This is a genomic window from Paracoccus sp. (in: a-proteobacteria), from assembly GCF_047605025.1.
GTDB lineage: Bacteria > Pseudomonadota > Alphaproteobacteria > Rhodobacterales > Rhodobacteraceae > Paracoccus.
Genome location: NZ_JASGGO010000034.1, coordinates 1 through 18755 on the forward strand (window position 1 = coordinate 1; position 18755 = coordinate 18755).

16 protein-coding genes and 2 pseudogenes are annotated in these 18755 nt (G+C 65.9%); 10 read left to right on the top strand and 8 right to left on the bottom strand.

All coding sequences use genetic code 11. The annotated features are described in order from the left end of the window. Positions 1-3: 3 nt before the first annotated feature. Positions 4-921, bottom strand: coding sequence for a LysR family transcriptional regulator (locus QM682_RS16215; protein ID WP_415131578.1), 918 nt, complete (start codon positions 919-921; stop codon positions 4-6). A gap of 90 nt (positions 922-1011) precedes the next feature. Between QM682_RS16215 and metF the strand changes: the two genes are divergently transcribed. Genes metF through QM682_RS16230 form a run of 3 tightly spaced genes read left to right on the top strand, consistent with a single transcriptional unit; the run spans position 1012 to position 3257 of the window. Continuing rightward, entirely contained in the window at positions 1012-1890 is an 879-nt protein-coding gene (metF, locus tag QM682_RS16220; RefSeq protein ID WP_415131580.1) for a methylenetetrahydrofolate reductase [NAD(P)H], read from the top strand. A gap of 32 nt (positions 1891-1922) precedes the next feature. Continuing rightward, positions 1923-2570: a CopG family ribbon-helix-helix protein gene (locus QM682_RS16225; RefSeq protein WP_415131582.1), complete on the top strand. Its 648-nt coding sequence runs from the start codon at positions 1923-1925 to the stop codon at positions 2568-2570. Between the two features lie 9 nt (positions 2571-2579). Beyond that, a complete protein-coding gene (locus tag QM682_RS16230) occupies positions 2580-3257 on the top strand; it encodes an alpha/beta fold hydrolase (protein WP_415131584.1) in 678 nt (225 codons plus the stop codon). Positions 3258-3878: 621 nt separating this feature from the next. On the opposite strand, the gene QM682_RS16235 is transcribed toward QM682_RS16230, so the two are convergent. Next, entirely contained in the window at positions 3879-5312 is a 1434-nt protein-coding gene (locus QM682_RS16235; protein WP_415131586.1) for an HlyD family type I secretion periplasmic adaptor subunit, read from the bottom strand. Further along, complete coding sequence (locus tag QM682_RS16240) at positions 5309-7051, bottom strand: type I secretion system permease/ATPase (protein ID WP_415131588.1); 1743 nt, start codon at positions 7049-7051, stop codon at positions 5309-5311. The genes QM682_RS16235 and QM682_RS16240 overlap by 4 nt, the downstream gene beginning before the upstream one ends. A 151-nt stretch (positions 7052-7202) precedes the next feature. Between QM682_RS16240 and QM682_RS16245 the strand changes: the two genes are divergently transcribed. After that, positions 7203-7937 carry a VacJ family lipoprotein gene (locus QM682_RS16245; protein ID WP_415131590.1) on the top strand — a complete coding sequence of 245 codons (735 nt, stop codon included), beginning with the start codon at positions 7203-7205 and terminating at the stop codon, positions 7935-7937. After that, positions 7927-8535 carry an MlaC/ttg2D family ABC transporter substrate-binding protein gene (locus QM682_RS16250; RefSeq protein ID WP_415131592.1) on the top strand — a complete coding sequence of 203 codons (609 nt, stop codon included), beginning with the start codon at positions 7927-7929 and terminating at the stop codon, positions 8533-8535. Before QM682_RS16245 ends, QM682_RS16250 begins: the two co-directional genes overlap by 11 nt. Before the next feature lie 48 nt (positions 8536-8583). On the opposite strand, the gene QM682_RS16255 is transcribed toward QM682_RS16250, so the two are convergent. Beyond that, positions 8584-10935, bottom strand: coding sequence for a PBP1A family penicillin-binding protein (locus tag QM682_RS16255; protein WP_415131594.1), 2352 nt, complete (start codon positions 10933-10935; stop codon positions 8584-8586). A 256-nt stretch (positions 10936-11191) separates the two neighbouring features. On the opposite strand from QM682_RS16255, the gene QM682_RS16260 reads away from it, so the two are divergent. Continuing rightward, on the top strand, positions 11192-12631 hold the full coding sequence (locus tag QM682_RS16260; protein WP_415131596.1) for an ammonium transporter: 1440 nt from the start codon (positions 11192-11194) through the stop codon (positions 12629-12631). Between the two features lie 79 nt (positions 12632-12710). Here the strand turns inward: QM682_RS16260 and QM682_RS16265 are convergent, their stop codons facing one another. Next, complete coding sequence (locus QM682_RS16265) at positions 12711-13712, bottom strand: polyprenyl synthetase family protein (RefSeq protein ID WP_415131598.1); 1002 nt, start codon at positions 13710-13712, stop codon at positions 12711-12713. Between the two features lie 74 nt (positions 13713-13786). Here QM682_RS16265 and QM682_RS16270 point away from each other — a divergent pair, with 74 nt between their 5' ends. From QM682_RS16270 to QM682_RS16280, 3 genes are all read left to right on the top strand, one after another. Beyond that, positions 13787-14002: a DUF2007 domain-containing protein gene (locus QM682_RS16270; protein WP_415131600.1), complete on the top strand. Its 216-nt coding sequence runs from the start codon at positions 13787-13789 to the stop codon at positions 14000-14002. After that, positions 13992-14747: a tRNA1(Val) (adenine(37)-N6)-methyltransferase gene (locus tag QM682_RS16275; protein WP_415131602.1), complete on the top strand. Its 756-nt coding sequence runs from the start codon at positions 13992-13994 to the stop codon at positions 14745-14747. The genes QM682_RS16270 and QM682_RS16275 overlap by 11 nt, the downstream gene beginning before the upstream one ends. Positions 14748-14816: 69 nt before the next feature. Next, positions 14817-14981 (top strand): YdcH family protein, encoded by a 165-nt coding sequence (locus QM682_RS16280; RefSeq protein WP_415131604.1) that lies wholly within the window; start codon positions 14817-14819, stop codon positions 14979-14981. 94 nt (positions 14982-15075) lie between these two features. Here the strand turns inward: QM682_RS16280 and QM682_RS16285 are convergent, their stop codons facing one another. Next, on the bottom strand, positions 15076-15801 hold the full coding sequence (locus QM682_RS16285; protein ID WP_415131606.1) for a beta-ketoacyl-ACP reductase: 726 nt from the start codon (positions 15799-15801) through the stop codon (positions 15076-15078). 87 nt (positions 15802-15888) lie between these two features. Continuing rightward, positions 15889-17064: an acetyl-CoA C-acetyltransferase gene (locus QM682_RS16290; RefSeq protein ID WP_415131608.1), complete on the bottom strand. Its 1176-nt coding sequence runs from the start codon at positions 17062-17064 to the stop codon at positions 15889-15891. A gap of 345 nt (positions 17065-17409) precedes the next feature. On the opposite strand from QM682_RS16290, the pseudogene QM682_RS16295 reads away from it, so the two are divergent. Next, positions 17410-17726 (top strand): annotated as a pseudogene (locus tag QM682_RS16295) (IS481 family transposase); the annotation flags it as partial. A 13-nt stretch (positions 17727-17739) separates the two neighbouring features. Here QM682_RS16295 and QM682_RS16300 read toward each other — a convergent pair. Beyond that, positions 17740-18058, bottom strand: a pseudogene (locus tag QM682_RS16300) (transposase); the annotation flags it as partial. Positions 18059-18755 lie beyond the last annotated feature (697 nt).

Consider the following 18755-nt stretch of genomic DNA (forward strand, 5'->3'; position numbering starts at 1 on the left):
GCGTTAACCCTGCCCCGGCCCGCGCAGCATCCGCACCGGCTCGGTCCGCGACAGGCGCAGCACATGGGCCATATAGGGCTGGGCCAGATCCTCGCTGCGCAAGGCCGCGTAAAGCCTGCGGAACATGCCCTGCGGACCCAGCGGCAGCAGCGCCAGTTCGGGGTTGCCGGCATGGGCGCGCAGCACCCAGTCGGGCATCACCGCCACCCCCCGCCCCGAGGCGATCAGCATCAAGGCCACCGCCGTCTGCTCGACCTGGCGGTGCTGGGCCGGCTCGACCCCGGCCGGATCCAGGAACTGCGAGAACACGTCCAGCCGCGCCCGGTCCATCGGATAGGTGATCAGCACCTCGGCGGCCAGGTCCTGCGGCTCGGCATGGCCCTTGGCGACAAGGGCGTGGTTCGCCGGCACCACCAGCGTCGGGGCATAGTCGAACAGCGGCTGAAAGGTCACGCCCTCCATCTCCTCGGGGTCCGAGGAGATCACCAGATCCACCTGCCCCCGCACCAGCGCCGGCAGCGCCTTCAATGCAAGGCTGCTGCGGATGTCCAGATCTACCTCGGGCCAGGAGCGGCGGAACTGGTCCAGCACCGGCAAGAGCCAGTCGAAGCAGTGATGACACTCCATCGCCACATGCAGCCGGCCGGCGCGGCCCAGTTCGACGGCGCGGAATTCGGCCTCGGCGGCGTCGATCAGCGGCAGCACCTGCTCGGCCGTGCGCAAAAGCCGCATCCCGGCCGCCGAAAGCCGCAGGGGCTTGGTCTTGCGCAGGAACAGGTTCACCCCGACCTGTTCCTCAAGCGCCTTGATCTGATGCGACAGCGCCGATTGCGTCAGGTTCAAGACCTCGGCCGCGCGGGCCAGCCCGCCTTGCTCATGGATGGCGCGTAGGCTGCGCAGATGGCGAAGCTCCAGATGCATCTTGAATCGCTTTCATCACGATCTTGAGGATTATGAATTTGTCTCACGTCCCGGCACATGCGACAAGTCCCGCGACAAAAGGATAGTGCAATGACGACACCGGCGATCAGCTTCGAATTCTTCCCGCCCAAGAACCTGGACCAGTCCTTTCGCCTGTCCGAGACGGCGCGGGTGCTGGCGCCGCTGGGGCCGGATTTCGTTTCGGTCACCTATGGCGCGGGGGGCACGACGCGGCAGTTGACGCATGAGGCGGTGACGGCGCTGGCCAGCCATTACGGGCTGAACGTCGCGGCGCATCTGACCTGCGTGGACGCCACGCGCGAGGAGACGATGCAGATCGTCGCCGATTACGCGGCGGCCGGCGTGCACGAGATCGTGGCTCTGCGCGGCGACGCGCCCCAGGGGCAGGCGCGGTTCCAGCCCCATCCCCAGGGCTTCGCGAATTCGGTCGAACTGATCCAGGCCATCTCGGGGCGCGGCGACATGACCATCCGCTGCGGCGCCTATCCCGAGCCGCATCCCGATAGTCCCGACACCGCCGCGGATGTCGCCTGGCTCAAGCGCAAGGTCGATGCCGGGGCGACCAGCGCGATCACGCAATTCTTCTTCGACGCGGACACCTTCTTCCGCTTCCGCGACGCGTGCGAGCGTGCGGGCATCACCGCGCGGATCATCCCCGGCATCCTGCCGATCCAAAGCTGGGCCGGCACCCGCCGCTTTGCCGAGCGTTGCGGCACCTTGGTCCCCGCCTGGGCCGAGACGGCCTTCGCCGCCGCCGGCAAGGAGGGCGAGGCCCGGCTTGCGCTTGAGACCTGCGTGCGGCTTTGCGAGGATCTGGTCGCGGGCGGCGTGGACAAGCTGCATTTCTATACGCTGAACAAGCCCGAACTGGTCTTGAAGGTCTGCGCGGCGCTGGGGATCGGCGCGCGTGACGGCCTGCCAGGACGCGATGTGCTGTCCCACGCCTGACGCGGCAGGTGTTGCATTGAAAACAGTTGGTTATGGCGGGAAGTGCCCCGATCTTTCCAACTGCTTCGTTGCCGCGCACCATGTGGCGCATCTTCTCGGGGTATCTGTCGGGGACCGGATTTCTCGGTTTTCAGATGTTGTGCAAGACCAATGGGGCGGAGGCATGCAGGTCTGGTCATCCGCCGGTTTGGCACGTTCAGGCGGGTCATGCCTGCCTCTTCTATGAAAGTGATATGGCGTCGGTATTGCTGTCTTGCCCAGGGCATCCCCGCGTGGTCGCCAAGCGTCCCATCCCGGTGAAGCTTGGACCCGTTATTCTGGATCAAGTGAAGAGCCTGGCCGAGTTGCGCCATCGTTTTCAGCATTGGCTGATGCATGAGGCGATCCACCAATTCATCGAGCAGAAGAAGCGCCGTGAGGAATTCCGAAATGATATGCGTCTTGCCTGGCCTGTGGATCAGGAGAGCGGCTCTGATGCTGACGCTAATATCCGGTTGGGCCAAATCCGCCAGGACATCCTTTTCGGTGCATGTCGTGCGCTTGAAACCCTTGATGAGTTCCGGGAAAATCGGCGGCAATCGCCGAGCCGAAGCAGCGCAGGCTTGCCAATGGCCCGGTGCCCGCGCATCCGGCAGGGTCGGCCCTGTCGGCGGGTGCCGGGTCCATGCCCCAATCCTTAGGAGACCCCGATGGCCGTCCTTCTTGTCCCCGGCTTCATGCTCGATGCCGATCTTTGGTCGGACATTGCACGCGACCTGGAGCCCTTCGGCCCGGTCACGCATGCGGATCCCGCTCATGCGGAATCGATCGAGCAGATGGCCGCCCAGGCGCTTGCCGCCGCGCCCGCGCGCTTTACCCTGATCGGTTTCTCGATGGGCGGCTATGTCGCGCGCGCGATCCAGCGCCGCGCCCCCGAGCGGGTCTCGGGGCTGGTGCTGATCGCGACCTCGGCCCGCCCGGATGGCGGGCTTCAGGAGCAGCGCAGGGGCGTCCTTGCGGGTGTGACCCCGGATCGCTTTCGAGGGGTGAGCAAGGCGTCGATCCGCCAGGCGCTCTCCCCCGCCAGCGAAGGCGACGCGGCATTGGTCGAGCGCATCCATGCCATGAGCCTGCGCCTTGGCGGCGAGGTTTTTCGCCGGCAAGCCCTGTTCCAGCGGCATGGCGATTTGGAACGGCTTGCCGACATCGCCTGCCCGACGCTGATCGTGGCCGGCGCCCATGATCGCCTTCGTACGGCCGAGGAGGCGGCCGAGATGGCCCTGGCCATCCCCGGCGCGCGGATGGAGATCGTCGAGGCGGGCCACATGATCCCGATGGAGGCGCCCGCCCAACTGTCCCGGATCCTGCGGTCCTTTCTTTCCGCCTGATCGTGTTGCCGGCGCGCCCCATCCCCGACTGTTCCCCATGTTCGAACCGGCCCTGGCGCCTGAGGGCACGGGTGGCTTTGTTGCGGAAACCGTAAGATGGGATTTCTCTGGTGAATCCAGGCATGGTATCCGCTACGAGAGATCCGGGGACATCTTTCTGAACGCCTCATCCTCGTCGCGACCATCATCTTCCGGATTCGAGGTTCATAGGGACTGAATCTAGCCGGTCCTCTGCCACCCGGCGCGCATTTCTTGAGCCATGTCATAGCCATGCGAAGGGTCTGCGGACCATTCTCGTCGCCTGATGCTCCGAGCTGCGTGGCCCGTAGGATCAGGTCACGCCGCCTGTCCATTGTCCAGAATGCCGCACTTATGCCCGCCTTGTTGCCCGCGCCATCAAGAGGGCGCGGGGTGGTGATCGGCTGCCGCCGCACGCTTTCATCAAGGCAGATGGGCGGAACTGAACAGACAACCCGCGAAGCCCTATGCCGTGCCTTTTTCTTGCTATGCTCAAACGGGAATGGTGATCGATTTATGTTGGGCGCGTCATTTTGCAGGATATTTAGGCAAGAAAGAAATCAAGGCGCGCGGGCCGGAATGGTCGCGCCCTTTGCCCTGGGATCAGCTTTCGCGAAAGGCGCGGGTGAAGTAATCGCTGAGCGGCTTCACCAGATAGGCGAAGGGGCTGCGTTCGCCGGTCTGGATATAGACCTCGACCGGCATGCCGGGCACCAGGGCCAGATCTTTCAGCTTGGCCAGTTGCTCGGGCGGGATGGTCACGTCGGCGCGGTAATATGGCACCTGCGTGTGCGGATCGACAAGCGTATCGGCCGAAATGCGGGTCAGGAGGCCGTCGATTTCGGGCGTGGTGCGGGATGAGAAGGCGGCGAAGCGCAGGACCACCTCTTGTCCGGGATGGACCTCATCGACATTGATCGTGGCGAGCTTGGCGGTCACGACCAGCGGCCGATCCTGCGGGATGATGTAGAGGATCGGTTCGGCCGCGCGGATGACCGAGCGGGGGGTCGTCACCTGCAATTCCTGCACCACGCCCGCGACCGGGGCGCGGATTTCCAGCCGTGAGATCTGTTCCGTCAACGAGCGGCGGCGCTCGGCCAGTTCCAACTCGCGATAGCCGAGGTCGCGCAGTTCGGTCTCGGCCTGTTCGCGATAGGCGGCGCTTTTCTCCAGGCGCGACAGGTCGATCTGGGCAAGCTGGGTCTGGGCCTGGGCGTGCTGGGCGGTGACTTCGCCCAGAAGGCCGTCCAGGCGCGCCGCCTCGCGTTCAAGCGCCAGCACGCGCGGCGCCTGTGCCAGGCCCTTGTCCAGAAGCTTGCGCTGGTCGCGCAGTTCCTGGGCGATGAAGTCGCGCTGCTGTTGAAGCGCGACGGTCTGGGCGTCGATGCCGCCGATCTGCGAGCGCACCTGTTCGGCCTGCTTGCCGAGTTGACCCAGCGATTGCGCCAGCGTGTCGAGCCGTGCCACGAACAGGCTTTGCTGCCCCGCCATCAGGTCCTTGAGGTCGGGGCGCTGGCCCGAAAGCTGGACCAGTTCCTGCGGAAACTCGATCTGCTTGCGGTCGGCGCGCTCGGCCTCAAGCCGGCCGCGGCGGGCCTGGAGTTCGAAATACTGCCCCTCGACAATGGCGCGCTCGGTCTGGAGCATGGCGCCGTCCAGCCGGATCAGGATCTGGCCCGCGTCGACGGTTTCGCCGTCCCTGACCAGGATCTCGGCCACGACGCCGCCGTCGGGATGCTGGACAACCTGGCGCTTCTGCTCGACCTCGACCTGGCCCGAGGCGACCACGGCGCCGGCGATGCGGGCGGTGACCGACCATAGGCCGAAGCCGCCGACCAGCAGCGCCAGGGCCACGAGGCCCAGGATGATGCCGCCGCGCGCGGACCATTCGGGGCGCTGCGGCGGCGGCGGTCCCGGCAGCTTTGCCGCCTTTTCGGGATCGGGGCGGGGCGGGGTCGCGGGACGCTCGACCGGGGCAAGCGCGGTCTGGGGGTGTTTCGGGCCTTGCGCCGGGTGGCTGGGGGTATCCTGGGTCATGCGACACCTCCACCCTGGCCCTGGCTGCGGTTGATCTGCTCGGCGTTGCGGACCATGGATTTCAGCACCTCGTCCCTGGGACCGAAGGCGCGGCGCATGCCCTGGTCTATGACCAGAAGAAGCTCGCATTCGGTGATGGCGGCGGGACGGTGGGCCATGATGATGACCGCGCCGCCGCGCGCCTTGATGTTGCGGATGGCCTGGTTCAGCGCCGCCGAGCCTTCGTTGTCGAGGTTCGAGTTCGGCTCGTCCAGGACGAAGATCACCGGCTCGGCGTAAAGCGCGCGGGCAAGGCCGATGCGCTGGATCTGCCCGCCCGAAAGGCGCCCGCCGCTTTGGCTGACCGGGGTGTCATAGCCCAGCGGCAGGTCCAGGATCATGCGATGCGCCGCCGCCGCCTCGGCCGCAGCGACGATGCGCTGGGGGTCGGGATCGGGCGACAGGCGGGCGATATTCTCGGCGATGGTGCCGTCAAACAGCGTTACCTGCTGGGGCAGATAGCCGATCAGCCCGCCCAGGCTGTCGGGATCGTATTGGTCCAGCGTGGCGCCCGCCAGCCGGATCGAGCCGCCGGCGATGGGCCAGGCCCCGATCAGCGCGCGGGCGAGCGTGGTCTTGCCCGCGCCCGAGGGACCGATGACACCCAGCGCCTGGCCTGGTCCCAGGTCGAAGCTGACGCCGCGCAGGGTGGCGGCGCTTTGGCCGGGCGGCACCACGGTGAGGTTGCGGATTTCCAGATCGGCGGTCGGCCGGGGCAGGGGCGTGCGCCGCGCCAGGGGCGGGCGGCGCGACAGCAGGTCCGACAGGCGTTTCCAGCCGTCCTGCGCGCGCTGGACGACGGACCAGCCGCCCACCACCTGCTCGATCGGTGCCAGCGCCCGGCCCATCAGGATCGAGGACGCGATCATCGCGCCGGGCGTCACCTGCTGTTTCAACACCAGCCAGGCGCCGGCGGCCAGAAGCGCGCTTTGCAAAAACAGCCGGAAGCTGCGGGAAAAGACGGTGAAGCCGGTGGCACGATCCTGGCCCTGCATCGCCGCCTGGGTCGCGCGGTCGCGGGCGGCCTGCCAGCGGCGGAAGGTCGCGTCCCGCATCCCGAGCGAGCCGATCAGTTCGCCCTCTTCGCGGTAGAGATCGGACATCCGCTCGGCCGCCTGGCCCGCCATGGCGGCCTGTTGCAGCGATTCCCTGCCGACCCATTGGTTCAGCAGCGTGGCCACGACCAGGATGACCAGTCCCGCCAATGCGACGGCGCCCAGAAGCGGGTGGAACAGGAACACCGCCGCAAGGAAGAAAGGCGCCCAGGGCAGGTCGAACAGCGCCATCAGCACCGGAGAGCCGAGCAGGCGCTGCACCGCCTCAAGGTCGCGCATACCGCCCTTGACCACCGCTTCCGAGGCCGAGGCACCGCCGTCCTGCAAGGCGGCGGTAAAGACCCGCCCCTCCATCCGTTCCTGGAAGCGGGCGGCGACGCGGGACATGATCTGGTTGCGGGCCAGGTCCAGAAGCCCCATCATGATAAAGAGGAACAGCACCAGCAGAAACAGCGCCGTCAACGTCTCGACCGAGCGGCTGGACAGCACGCGGTCATAGACCTGCATCATGAAGAGCGGCCCGGTCAGCATCAAAAGGTTCACCGCGAACGAGAACAGCCCGACAAAGGCGTAAAGGTGCCAGGCATTGCCGCGCGCCTTGATCAGCTCGCTTCGTCCGTCATGTCGCATCGACGGCAAGGCCATGCCGGTTCCTTTCGGTGATAGACCGCCGGGCTTGCCCGGAACTGGTGCTGCGCATATCCCAAGAGCCGGACCGGGAACAGGCCGGTCGCCGGACGGATCGGCTGGAATCAGCCCGGCCTGGCAGGCGTATCAGCGGAAGGTTACCAAAAGATTGAAGAGCTTCATCCCGATCCTGGCCCTTGCGATGCTGTCGGGTTGCGCCGCGCGCACCGATCCGGGTGCCGTCGATGACCCATGGGAGCCGATGAACCGGCGCGTTCATGTCTTCAACCGGGCGATTGATTCGCATCTGGCCAAGCCCGTCGGCGCCCGGTTGGGCAAAGGCGAGGGCGCCGGCAGCACGCCGGGCCTGGGCGCTTTTGCGGTGCGGGGCGTGGGCAATTTCGGCGCGAACCTGGCGCAGCCCGGCAAGGCGGTGAACCACCTGCTGCAAGGCCGGCCCGGGCCTGCGGTCAGGACCGGGTTCCGCTTCCTGGTGAACTCGACATTGGGGCTGGCGGGCTTTCTGGACCCGGCGACGGCGGATTTCGCGCTGCCCGAGCAGGACACGGATTTCGGCCAGACCCTGGCTGTCTGGGGCGTGGGCGAGGGGCCTTATCTGGAACTGCCGCTGATCGGTCCCTCGACGCTGCGGGACGCGACGGGCCGGGTGGTCGACCTGGCCGTCGACCCGCTGCATGCCGTGCTGAACCGCGACGAATACCTGATCGGCCTGGGCGCGCGGCTGGTGTCAAAAGCCGGTGAGCGGGCGCGTTTCGGGGATACGGTCGATTCCGTTCTGCATCAAAGTGCGGATAGCTATGCCCAGACCCGGCTGATCTGGTTGCAGCATCGCCGCTTTGAACTTGGAGAAGAAGGAGAGGAGATTGATCCCTATGCCGAATAAGACCCGCCAGCCCAGCCGCCGCGGCTTTCTGGGCCTGGTCGGCGGGGGGCTGGCCCTGGCTGCCTCCCCCGCCCGCGCGCTTGAGCCGGTCGCTGCCCAGGCGCTGGTGCAGGAATCGCTGGATGAGGTTTACGCGGTGATCAACTCGGACCTGCCCGCCGCGCAGATATACAAGGATTTCGAGGCGATCTTCGCCCGCTACGCCGATGTCGAGATCATTGCGCGTTCGGCTTTGGGACCGGCGGCGCGGCAGGCCGACGCGGCCCAGTTCGCGGCCTACAGGCAGGCGTTCCAGGGCTATATCGGACGCAAATACGGCAAGCGGTTCCGCGAATTCATCGGCTCGAAGATCGAGGTCACGGGCGCGCGTCCGGTGAAATCCTTCATCGCGGTGGATACGGTGGCCTATCTCAAGGGGCGCAGCCCGATGGAGATGGAGTGGCATGTCTCGGACAAGTCCGGCGAGGGGCGCTATTTCAACATCATCATCGAGGGGGTGAACATGCTTGCCTCGGAACGGGCCGAGATTGGGGCGATGCTGGCCCTGCGCAAGGGCGACATCGCCGGGCTGGCAGAGGATCTGGAGCGGGCGGGCTAGGCTTCCCGATCCCGCGAAAGCGAAAGGCGGCCGTGGGGCCGCCTTTTTTCATTGGTTATAGACACCCTGGATGCCGCGTAGGGCCTGGGTCAGGGGATCGTCCGGCGAAAGCTCGGTATCGCCCATGTCCTCGGTCGAACTGGTCTCGGCGGGGAAGGTGGGGGGCGTGGTGCCCGGCACGCCCGGATCGGGCAGCGTGCGGCCCGGCTGGGACGGCAGGGTGGTGCGCATCGCCTCGGGGGCGGTGGGTTGTTGCGGCTGGGGCTGGCCCAGGGCCTCGGACAGGGCGGCGGCCAGGGGATCGGCCGCACCGTCCGCGCCGTTGGAACTGACCACGTTCGGAACCGCGCCCGAGGCGTCGAAGACGAAGCTGCCCAGCGGCTCGATCGGCAGGCCGTCATGGATCTCGGCCATCACCGCCTGCCAGATCTCGGCGGGCAGGCCGCCCCCGGTCACGCCTTTCAGCGGCTTGTTGTCGTCATTGCCCAGCCATACGCCGGTCACATACTGGCCGGTGAAGCCGATGAACCAGGCATCGCGGTAGCTGTTCGTCGTGCCGGTCTTGCCCGCGACGGGGCGGTTCCCCAGCTTGGCGCGGGTGCCGGTGCCGCGCTGGATCACCTGCTCCATCATGCCGATCAGCTCGCCCGCGGCCTTTTGCGAGATGACGCGCTTGCCCATGCCGCCCGCCTGGCCCATCAGCGGCTGATCGTCGCCCTTGATGTGCAATTCCACCAGCCCATAGGGGCTGACGGCGGTGCCGCCATTGCGGATGCCGGCATAGGCCCCCGTCATGTTGAGCAGCGTCGATTCCGATACGCCCAGCCCCAGCGAGGGGCCGCTGGCCAGGTCGGCATCCGACGAGAAGCCGAAATCCGAGGCGACGCGGCGCACCGCGTCCCGGCCCGCGATCTCTTGCAGGCGGATGGTCGCGGTGTTCAGCGAATTCGCAAGTGCGCGGGTCAGTGTCACCTCGCCCATGTATTTGCGGGTATAGTTCTGCGGCGACCAGGGCTTCGAGCCGCGCACGTTGATCGTCAGCGGCGCATCCAGGATCAGGTCGTTCGGACCATAGCCCTGATCCAGCGCGGCGGCATAGACGAAGGGCTTGAAGCTGGAGCCGACCTGCCGCTTGGCCTGGGTCGCGCGGTTGAACGTGCCCGAGACCGTATTGTCGCGCCCGCCGATCATCGCGCGCACCGCGCCATCGGGCGACATGACCACCACGGCCGCCTGCGCGGTCGAGCCTTTCGCGACCTTTTCGTCGAAGACCCGCTTCAGCGCGCGTTCGGCGGCGCGTTGGATGCGCTGGTCGAAGGTGGTCTTGATCGTCACGTCCTCGGTCGTCTCGCTGGTCAGGAAGCCGGGGCCGGATTCCATCACCCAATCGGCGAAATAGCCGCCCGCGCGGGCCGCCGCCGCCTTGGAGAGCACGGCGGGATGGGCCTTGGCATCGGCGAAGGCCCTGTCGTCGATGAAGCCCTGGTCATGCATCAGGCCCAGCGTCACGCTGGCGCGGTCCTGGGCGCGTTGCAGGTTCGATGTCGGCGCGAAATAGCTGGGCGCCTTCAGCAGGCCCGCCAGCATCGCGGCCTCGGCGGCGTTCACATCCGCCGCCGATTTGTCGAAATAACGCTGCGAGGCGGCCTCGAAGCCGCGCGCGCCCGCACCCAGATACGAACGGTTCATGTAGATGTTCAGGATGTCCGACTTGGAGTATTTCGCCTCCATCGCCAGGGCATAGGGGATTTCCTTGACCTTGCGCCAGATCGTGCTGCGGCGGCAGTCGGCCTCGTATTCGGCCTCGGACTTCCAGCGGGTGGGATCGAAATTCTCGCCCAGGCACAGAAGCTTGGCCACCTGCTGGGTGATGGTCGAGCCGCCGTTCCCCTCAAGCGGGCCGCGCCCGGCGGCCAGGTTGATCTTGATGGCGCTGGCGATGCCCTGGGGGTCGACGCCCAGGTGCATGTAGAATCGTCTGTCCTCGGTCGCGACGACGGCGTTCTTCAGCACCGGCGCGATCTTGTCGGCGCTGACCATGCCGAAAGTTTCGCCACGCCAGGCGAAAACCGCGCCATCCGAATCCAGAAGCGTGACTGAACCGCGGGCACGTCCGTCAAATAGCGCCGATGCTTCGGGCAATGTCGTGTAGAAGTAGAATGTGGCCGCCGCCAGGATCGCGGCGACGGTCAGGCCCAGCCGCCAGAGGCTGCCCCAAAGGACGCGCCAGACCAGAAGGACCAGGCCCGCGATTCCCCAGGTCAGGAAATTGCCCCGTCGGGGCGGGCGGGCACCGCCGCCTTTTCCCGTTTTCGCGGGTTGTTTCCTAGCATTTCTGGGGGTTTGGTCGAAATTGCGTTTGTCCGCGACGATCCGGCCCCCGCCGGTGGGTTTCTTCATGCCTGTCATTCCTGCCCGGCCGGTCTTCCGGCCCATTTGGCGCGAGGATACAGGAAAGGCCGGTCCTTGAGAACCGGGATGACCTATCAGTGAACTGCCGCGCAAGGCTGCAAACCGCTCAGGCGCTGATTAAAAAACATGCTTCCAGATTCAGCCCGTCGGGAAAGCCTGCTTAAAGCTTGTGCTGCATTGAAATTCGCGCGTTTTCTGGCCCCGACACGGAACTGCTGCTGTGCAGAAAGAAGGTGCAGGAATCATGACAAGACGAACCGCGATCAATCGAATGATCCCGGCCCTTGCGCTCCCGCTGGTCGGGCTGGCAGGGACGGCTGTGGCGCAGGAGGCGGCCGGCACGACGGTCGCCGTGGCCGAGACTGTGGCGCCCATCGTGGACAAGGGCGACACCACCTGGATGATGATTTCGGCCATCCTGGTCATCATGATGACCGTGCCCGGCCTGGCACTGTTTTATGGCGGGCTGGTGCGCGCCAAGAACATGCTCTCGGTGCTGATGCAGGTCTTCACCATCTTCTGTATCATGTCGATCCTGTGGGTCTGCTTCGGCTATTCGCTGGCCTTCACCGGCGCCGGTTCCGCCGAAGAGGCGACCTGGCTGACGCCCTTCATCGGCGGCTTCTCAAAGGCGTTCCTGGCCGGGGTGGACCCGTCCTCGCTGGCCGAGACCTTCACCAAGAACGTGTTCGTGCCGGAATATGTCTTCATCGTCTTCCAGATGGCCTTTGCCTGCATCGCGCCCGCGCTGATCGTTGGCGCCACGGTCGAGCGGATGAAGTTCTCGGCCATGCTGCTTTTCGTGGTGATCTGGTTCTTCTTCTCCTACCTGCCCATGGCGCACATGGTCTGGTGGTGGGGCGGTCCCAGCGCCTATGACGCGCCCGGCGGCTATCTGTTTGGCCATGGCGATCTGGATTTCGCCGGCGGCACGGTCATCCACATCAACGCGGGGGTCGCGGGCCTGGTCGCGGCGCTGGTCGTCGGGCCGCGCCTGGGCTTCGGCAAGGAGCTGATGGCGCCGCACAACCTGCCCTTCACCCTGCTGGGCGGCTGCCTGCTGTGGGTCGGCTGGTTCGGCTTCAACGCCGGCTCGAACATGGAGGCCACCGGCACCGCCGCGATGGCGATCCTGAACACCACCGTCGCCACCTCGGCCGCCGCTTTGGCCTGGGCCTTCGGCGAATGGCTGTTCCGGGGGCATCCCTCGCTGCTGGGTGGGGTTTCGGGCGCGATCGCGGGCCTGGTGGGCATCACCCCGGCCGCCGGCTTCGTCGGTCCCATGGGCGCCATCGTGATCGGCCTGGCCGCAGGCTTCATCTGCATGTGGTTCGTGATCTCGCTGAAGGGCAAGCTGGGCATGGACGAAAGCCTGGACGTGTTCGGCATCCACGGCGTGGGCGGCATCGTCGGCGCGATCCTGACCGGCGTTTTCGCCGCGCCCTCGCTGGGCGGGTCGGGGATCTACGACTATGCCACCGACGCCCCGGCCGAGAGCTATGACCTTGCCGGCCAGGTGATGACCCAGATCCTGGGCGTTGTCGTCGCCTGCGTCTGGTCGGCGGTCGTCGCCTTCGTCGCGCTGATGATCGTCAAGGCCGTGGTCGGCCTGCGCGTCCCGGCCAATGATGAGCGTCAGGGCCTGGATGTCACCTCTCACGGCGAGAACGCCTATAACTCCTGATCCCGAAGGATCGTAAAGGAAAAGCCCGAGGCCATCGCCTCGGGCTTTTTCATTTGGGGTGGTGGGGCATCGGCGCGGATCAGGAGATGCGTGAGACGACGAAATCCGCCAGATCGCGCAGCACCTCGCGCAGCGGATGCGGGGGCAGGGCATCCAGCGCGGTCTTGGCGCGGCCCGCCCAGGCGATGGCATCGGCCCGCGCTGCCTCGATCGCGCCGTGGCGGGCGAGGCACGCCAGCGCCTGCTCAAGATCCCCGTCCCGCTGGTCGCCCTTTTCGATGGTGCGCTGCCAGAAGGCGCGCTCATCGGCATCGGCGCCGGCCACGGCCTTGATGACGGGCAGGGTCAGCTTGCGCTCGCGGAAATCGTCGCCCACGTTCTTGCCGATGGTCTCGGTCGCGCCGCCGTAATCCAGGATGTCATCGACGATCTGGAATGCGATCCCCAGCGCGTCGCCATAATCGAAAAGCGCGCGGATCTGGGCTTCGTCGCCCTGGGCCAGAACCGCGCCCGATTCGGTCGCGGCGGAAAACAGGGCGGCGGTCTTGCCGCGCACGACTTGCAGATAGATCGCCTCGGTTGTGGCCAGATCCTGGGCGGCGGTCAGTTGCAGCACCTCGCCCTCGGCGATGGTGGCCGAGGCATTGGCCAGGATGTCCAGGACACGCAGTTTGCCCGGCTCGACCATCAACTGGAAGGCGCGGGCGAAAAGGTAATCGCCGACGAGCACGCTGGACTTGTTGTCCCAAAGCAGGTTCGCGGTCGGGCGGCCACGGCGCTGCCGGCTTTCATCCACCACGTCGTCATGCAGAAGTGTCGCGGTATGGATGAACTCGACCGTGGCGGCCAGGTGGATGTGATAGGGGCCGGCATAGCCCAGCATCCGCGCGGCGGCCAGGACAAGCATCGGGCGCAGGCGCTTGCCGCCCGCCTCGACCAGATGCTGGGTGACTTCGGGAATGCGGGGTGCGTGCCTGCTGGCCATGCGGTCGCGGATCAGCGCGTTGACGGCGGCCATATCCTCGGCCAGGTTGCTGGAAAGCCGGTCAAGCGGCTTGGAGACGTTTTTGTTCATGCCCATATGCCATTCCCCTTTGCCCGCAAGCCATTGCCACGCCATGGACACGGGCGCAACAGCCGCGTAGCTATCGCGCGATGAAGGAAGTGTTGCGCACCACGAACCCGCTGCTGATCGCCCGCGCCACGGATCTGCTGGAATCCGAGGGCATCGCCGCATTCCCGCTGGACCAGCACATGAGCGTGCTGGAAGGCTCGCTGGGCATATTGCCGCGCCGGCTGATGGTGGCGGATCGCGACCACTTCCTGGCCCGTGCCATCCTGCGCGACAATGAGATCGGCGATGCCGGCTAGGGGCCTGCGCCGGGACGGCTTTCTGGGCGGGCGCTTGCAGATCATCCAGCCCGAGGCCGGGTATCGCGCCGGTGCCGATGCGGTGATGCTGGCCGCCGCCTGCCCGGCCCAGCGGGGCGAGGCCGTGCTTGAACTTGGCTGCGGCGCGGGGGTGGCGCTTTTGTGCCTGGGCCACCGGGTGCCGGGCCTGTCCCTGACCGGGCTGGAACTGCAAGAGGATTATGCCGCCCTGGCGCGGCAGAACGCGGCCGGGAACGGGCTTTCGGCGCAGATCCTGACCGGCGACCTGCTGCGCCTGCCGGCCGAACTGCGGGCGCTGAGCTTTGACCATGTGATCGCCAATCCGCCCTTTTTTCTGGGCGGCACGACCGCGCCCGATCCGGGGCGCGGCACCGCCCGGCACGAGGATACGCCCCTTTCGCAATGGATCCAGACCGCGCTGCGCCGGCTGCGTCCCGGCGGCTGGCTGACGCTGATTCACCGCGCCGAGCGGCTGGGGGTGATTCTGGGCCTGCTTGGTCCGGTCGCGGGCGAGATCACGATTTTGCCAATATCGGCCCGGCAGGGACGCGAGGCGGGCCGGGTGATCGTCCTGGCCCGAAAGGGCGCGAAGGCTCCGCTGCGCCTGCTTTACCCCTTCATCATGCACGAAAAACCAGCGCATCTGACCGATGCCGAGGATCTGACCCAGGCCGCACGCGAGGTCCTGCGCGAGGGGCAACCTCTGGTTTTGCGGGCACGGTGATTTTCGGTGACAATGTGACGATTCTATGCTGCAATCGTGACTGTTCGATCAATCCACGAGGAGGACGATATGTCGGTTGAATCCCATGTTCAGGAGCTTCGCCGCAAACATCAGTCACTTTCCAACCAGATCGAGGCCGCGCACCGCTGCCCCGGAATGGACGACCTCTCGATCCTGCAAATGAAAAAGGAAAAGCTGCGCCTCAAGGAAGAGATCAGCCGCCTTACCCATTGATGGCTGGAACATCGACAATCCATCAGACTGAACAGAAAACGGCCCGCGAAACTCGCGGGCCGTTGCCTTTTGGAAGGGGGCGTCGCCTTTCGTTCTAGACGAAGAACTGCCCGCCATTGGCGCTGATGGTCGAGCCGGTGATGAAGCCCGCCTCGTCCGAGGCCAGGAAGACCACGCAGCGGGCGATTTCCTCGGGTTCGCCCAGGCGGCCGACGGGGATCTGCGGGATGATCCGCTCGTTCAGGACCTTCTCGTCGATGGCGCGCACCATCTCGGTGCCGATATAGCCGGGGCAGATCGCGTTCACGGTGATGCCGGCGCGGGCGCCTTCCTGGGCCAGCGCCTTGGTGAAGCCCAGGTCTCCGGCCTTGGCGGCGGAATAGTTTGCCTGTCCGGCCTGGCCTTTCTGGCCGTTGATCGAGCTGATGTTGATGATCCGCCCGAATTTACGGTCGCGCATGCCCGACCATGCCGGGTGGGTCACGTTGAAGAGGCCCGAGAGGTTCGTATCGATCACCTCTTTCCACTGCTGGGGCGTCATCTTGTGGAACATGGAGTCCCGCGTGATGCCGGCATTGTTCACCAGCACGGCGATCGGGCCAAGCTCTTCCTCGACCTGCTTGATCCCCGCCGCGCAGGCATCGTAATCGGCGACCGACCATTTATAGGTCTTGATCCCGGTTTCCTCGGTAAAGGCGCGGGCGGCGTCGTCATTGCCGGCATAGTTTGCCGCAACCTCATAGCCCGCCGCCTTCAGCGCCTTGGAAATCGCCGCGCCGATCCCCCGCGATCCACCCGTCACCAGAGCAACTTTTGCCATCTCGTCTCCCTCAGAGCTTGATCTTGAAATACTCTTCCCACCAGTAGGTCTTGCACGCAACTATGTTGCGTGCAAGGTCATTCTCGCTCAGGGCCGCTCAAGGCACATGGCGACGCCCATGCCGCCGCCGATGCAAAGCGTGGCCAGGCCCTTCTTGGCATCGCGGCGCTTCATTTCGAAAAGAAGCGTGTTCAGGATCCGCGCGCCCGATGCGCCGATGGGATGGCCGATGGCGATGGCGCCGCCGTTCACGTTCACGATGGACGGGTCCCAGCCCATGTCCTTGTTGACCGCGCAAGCCTGGGCGGCGAAGGCTTCGTTCGCCTCGACCAGATCCAGGTCGCCGACGTTCCAGCCGGCCTTTGCCAGCGCCTTGCGGCTGGCCGGGATCGGGCCGCTGCCCATGATCTTGGGATCGACGCCGGCGGTCGCATATGAGGCGATTCGCGCCAACGGGGTCAGGCCACGGCGGGCCGCCTCTTCCTCGGTCATGACCAGCACCACGGCGGCGCCGTCATTCAACCCAGATGCGTTGCCTGCCGTGACCGAGCCGTCCTTGGTGAAGGCGGGGCGCAGCTTCTCCATCGCCTCGATCGTGGCGCCGGCGCGGATATATTCGTCGGCGTCCACCACCGTATCGCCCTTGCGGGTCTTGATGGTGACGGGCACGATCTCATCCGCGAAGCGGCCCGCTTTCTGCGCGGCTTCGGCCTTGTTCTGCGAGGCGACGGCGAATTCGTCCTGCGCCGCGCGCGAGATTTCCCATTGCGCGGCGACGTTCTCGGCGGTCTGGCCCATGTGATAATCGTGGAAGGCGTCCCAAAGGCCGTCCCGGATCATCGTGTCCAGCATCTTCAGATCGCCCATCTTCTGGCCGGCGCGGATATAGGCGGCATGGCTGGCCAGCGACATGGATTCCTGACCGCCAGCGACGACGACCGAGGCATCGCCCAGGATCACCTGCTGCGCGGCAAGCGCCACCGTGCGCAGGCCCGAGCCGCAGACCTGGTTGATCAGCCAGGCCGAGGCATCCTGCGGCAGACCAGCCTTGATATGGGTCTGGCGGGCGGGGTTCTGGCCCTGGGCGGCGGTCAACACCTGCCCGAGAATGGTTTCCGAGACCTCGGCCGGATCGACACCGGCGCGCTCCAGCACGGCCTTGATGGCGATGGCGCCCAGATCCGAGGCGGGCAGGTTGGCAAACGATCCCAGAAAACTGCCCACGGGAGTGCGGGCGGCAGATACGATCACGGCTTTTGTCATGTTGGGCTCCTCTTCCCTGATATCCGGACGCGCTCCGGCTTGGACAGTTCACGTTGCTTGTTCGTGACCCAAGGTCAAGCGCAGTCGGCATGATGGCCGCACGCGCAAGCCACCGCAAGCCGCCTCGCGCGGGTCGGCGCAAGGTCCTGATCCGGGGCGGTGCTTTCGCATTCCGGTCCCGCGCGCCCCTGCCTCCAGGAGGGATTGCGCCCGCAGTGACCGGATGGGGCGCGCGACCCGCACCGTTCGGGCGGGAGTTTCCCAAGGTGCGCATTCAGGGGTTCCCAGGTGTTTGATCCCACGGTTTGATGGTGGGATCCTTTCTCTGGAATGGAAGGACGCCCTATGGGACAAATTCGTCATGGCAGCGCCACGACCACGCACGCCATCCGAGCAGCAATAATGAGGGCCGGCCCGAATGATCGGAAGCTTCGACCGCGGCGCTAAGTCGCGAACTGGGCATCAACCCCATGACGGTCGCGAAGTGGCGCAAGCGTCAGACGGTCGAGGACATGAAGACGGGACCGAAAGAACCTCGTTCAACGGCGCTAAGCGGGGACGAGGAGGCAGTGGTCGTGGCGTTCAGGCGGGATACGCTGCTGCCACTGGACGACTGCCTCTATGTCCTGCGCCCCTCTCTTCCGCGTTTGACACGCTCGGCCTGGGCGGTGGTGTCGGGAAGGCGGCGGTGACCGCCTCGGGAAAGCCCTTCAGCCCATCCAGGACGGCGATCAGGATGTTCTGCCCCCAGGTTGCGCAATTCGTGCATCACCGAGAGCCAGGACCTGGCGCCCTCACTTTCGGCGATCCGATGGAGAGGCATCGCGCTCCCATCCCGGTTGACGCCCAGGGCGATGTAGACCGCCCTGTTCTTGACCATCCGGCTGTCGGCATCGCGGATCTTGACCCGCAGCGCGTCGAAAATGACGATCGGATAGATCCGATCCAGCGCCCGGTGCCGCCAGTCGCGAACCTCGTCCGGCACGGCATCGATGATCAGGCCTACTTCAACCAGCCGATACCCGAAACGGTAGCGGCGCAACCGAGGCGGAAAACCACTTGGAAAACGCCCGGAACCTGTTCAGATGAATCGAACCACCTTTGATCTGGTCGTCCATGAAAAGTCGAGCAGCACACCCAACCCCGGCGTCAATCCGAAACGACATCTTCAGCAGCCCCCGGCCTGCGCCGAGGCGAAACCTCTGGAGTGAAGCCTGGAAGCGCGTGGCCGGTATGTGCCGATCAACGCCACCATCTCGAAGGCCCATGCCGATGCGCCCTCGAAAAGAGGGGGCTTGAAGCTCACGCCATCGGCTGGTCTCGCAGCCGACCCAGGATCCATGCCACAATCGATGCGCTCGGTCTGCCGGTCTGGTTTACGATTGCACCGGTTGACGATTGCACCGGGCCATTGGGCCGACAGCCCTCAAGCCAAGGGCTGATCGGCGGCTTCAGCGGCCTTGGCCATGTCATTGCCGAACGCCGGATAGAAAACCGATGCGTTGCGCCGCATTATTGCCGATGACCTGAACGCGACCGCGCAGAGCAATCGCAGCCGCAGCCGCGCCTGACCCCGGCCACCGAACCGGACGCCTCACGAAAAGCGCCATCTGGTCGGGTCCTTCGTCAATCCGATCAAATGCTTCCGCCCTGTCGCGCCCGGAACAGACCAGGCGGTCAAGAAAAGCATC

Coding starts and splice junctions, on each gene's coding strand:
- QM682_RS16280 (WP_415131604.1), top strand. CDS start 14,817: ATGTCGGTTGAATCCCATGTTCAGGAGCTTCGCCGCAAACATCAGTCA.
- QM682_RS16225 (WP_415131582.1), top strand. CDS start 1,923: ATGGCGGGAAGTGCCCCGATCTTTCCAACTGCTTCGTTGCCGCGCACC.
- QM682_RS16255 (WP_415131594.1), bottom strand. CDS start 10,935: ATGAAGAAACCCACCGGCGGGGGCCGGATCGTCGCGGACAAACGCAAT.
- QM682_RS16230 (WP_415131584.1), top strand. CDS start 2,580: ATGGCCGTCCTTCTTGTCCCCGGCTTCATGCTCGATGCCGATCTTTGG.
- metF (WP_415131580.1), top strand. CDS start 1,012: ATGACGACACCGGCGATCAGCTTCGAATTCTTCCCGCCCAAGAACCTG.
- QM682_RS16250 (WP_415131592.1), top strand. CDS start 7,927: ATGCCGAATAAGACCCGCCAGCCCAGCCGCCGCGGCTTTCTGGGCCTG.
- QM682_RS16285 (WP_415131606.1), bottom strand. CDS start 15,801: ATGGCAAAAGTTGCTCTGGTGACGGGTGGATCGCGGGGGATCGGCGCG.
- QM682_RS16240 (WP_415131588.1), bottom strand. CDS start 7,051: ATGGCCTTGCCGTCGATGCGACATGACGGACGAAGCGAGCTGATCAAG.
- QM682_RS16275 (WP_415131602.1), top strand. CDS start 13,992: ATGCCGGCTAGGGGCCTGCGCCGGGACGGCTTTCTGGGCGGGCGCTTG.
- QM682_RS16290 (WP_415131608.1), bottom strand. CDS start 17,064: ATGACAAAAGCCGTGATCGTATCTGCCGCCCGCACTCCCGTGGGCAGT.
- QM682_RS16260 (WP_415131596.1), top strand. CDS start 11,192: ATGACAAGACGAACCGCGATCAATCGAATGATCCCGGCCCTTGCGCTC.
- QM682_RS16265 (WP_415131598.1), bottom strand. CDS start 13,712: ATGGGCATGAACAAAAACGTCTCCAAGCCGCTTGACCGGCTTTCCAGC.
- QM682_RS16215 (WP_415131578.1), bottom strand. CDS start 921: ATGCATCTGGAGCTTCGCCATCTGCGCAGCCTACGCGCCATCCATGAG.
- QM682_RS16270 (WP_415131600.1), top strand. CDS start 13,787: ATGAAGGAAGTGTTGCGCACCACGAACCCGCTGCTGATCGCCCGCGCC.
- QM682_RS16235 (WP_415131586.1), bottom strand. CDS start 5,312: ATGACCCAGGATACCCCCAGCCACCCGGCGCAAGGCCCGAAACACCCC.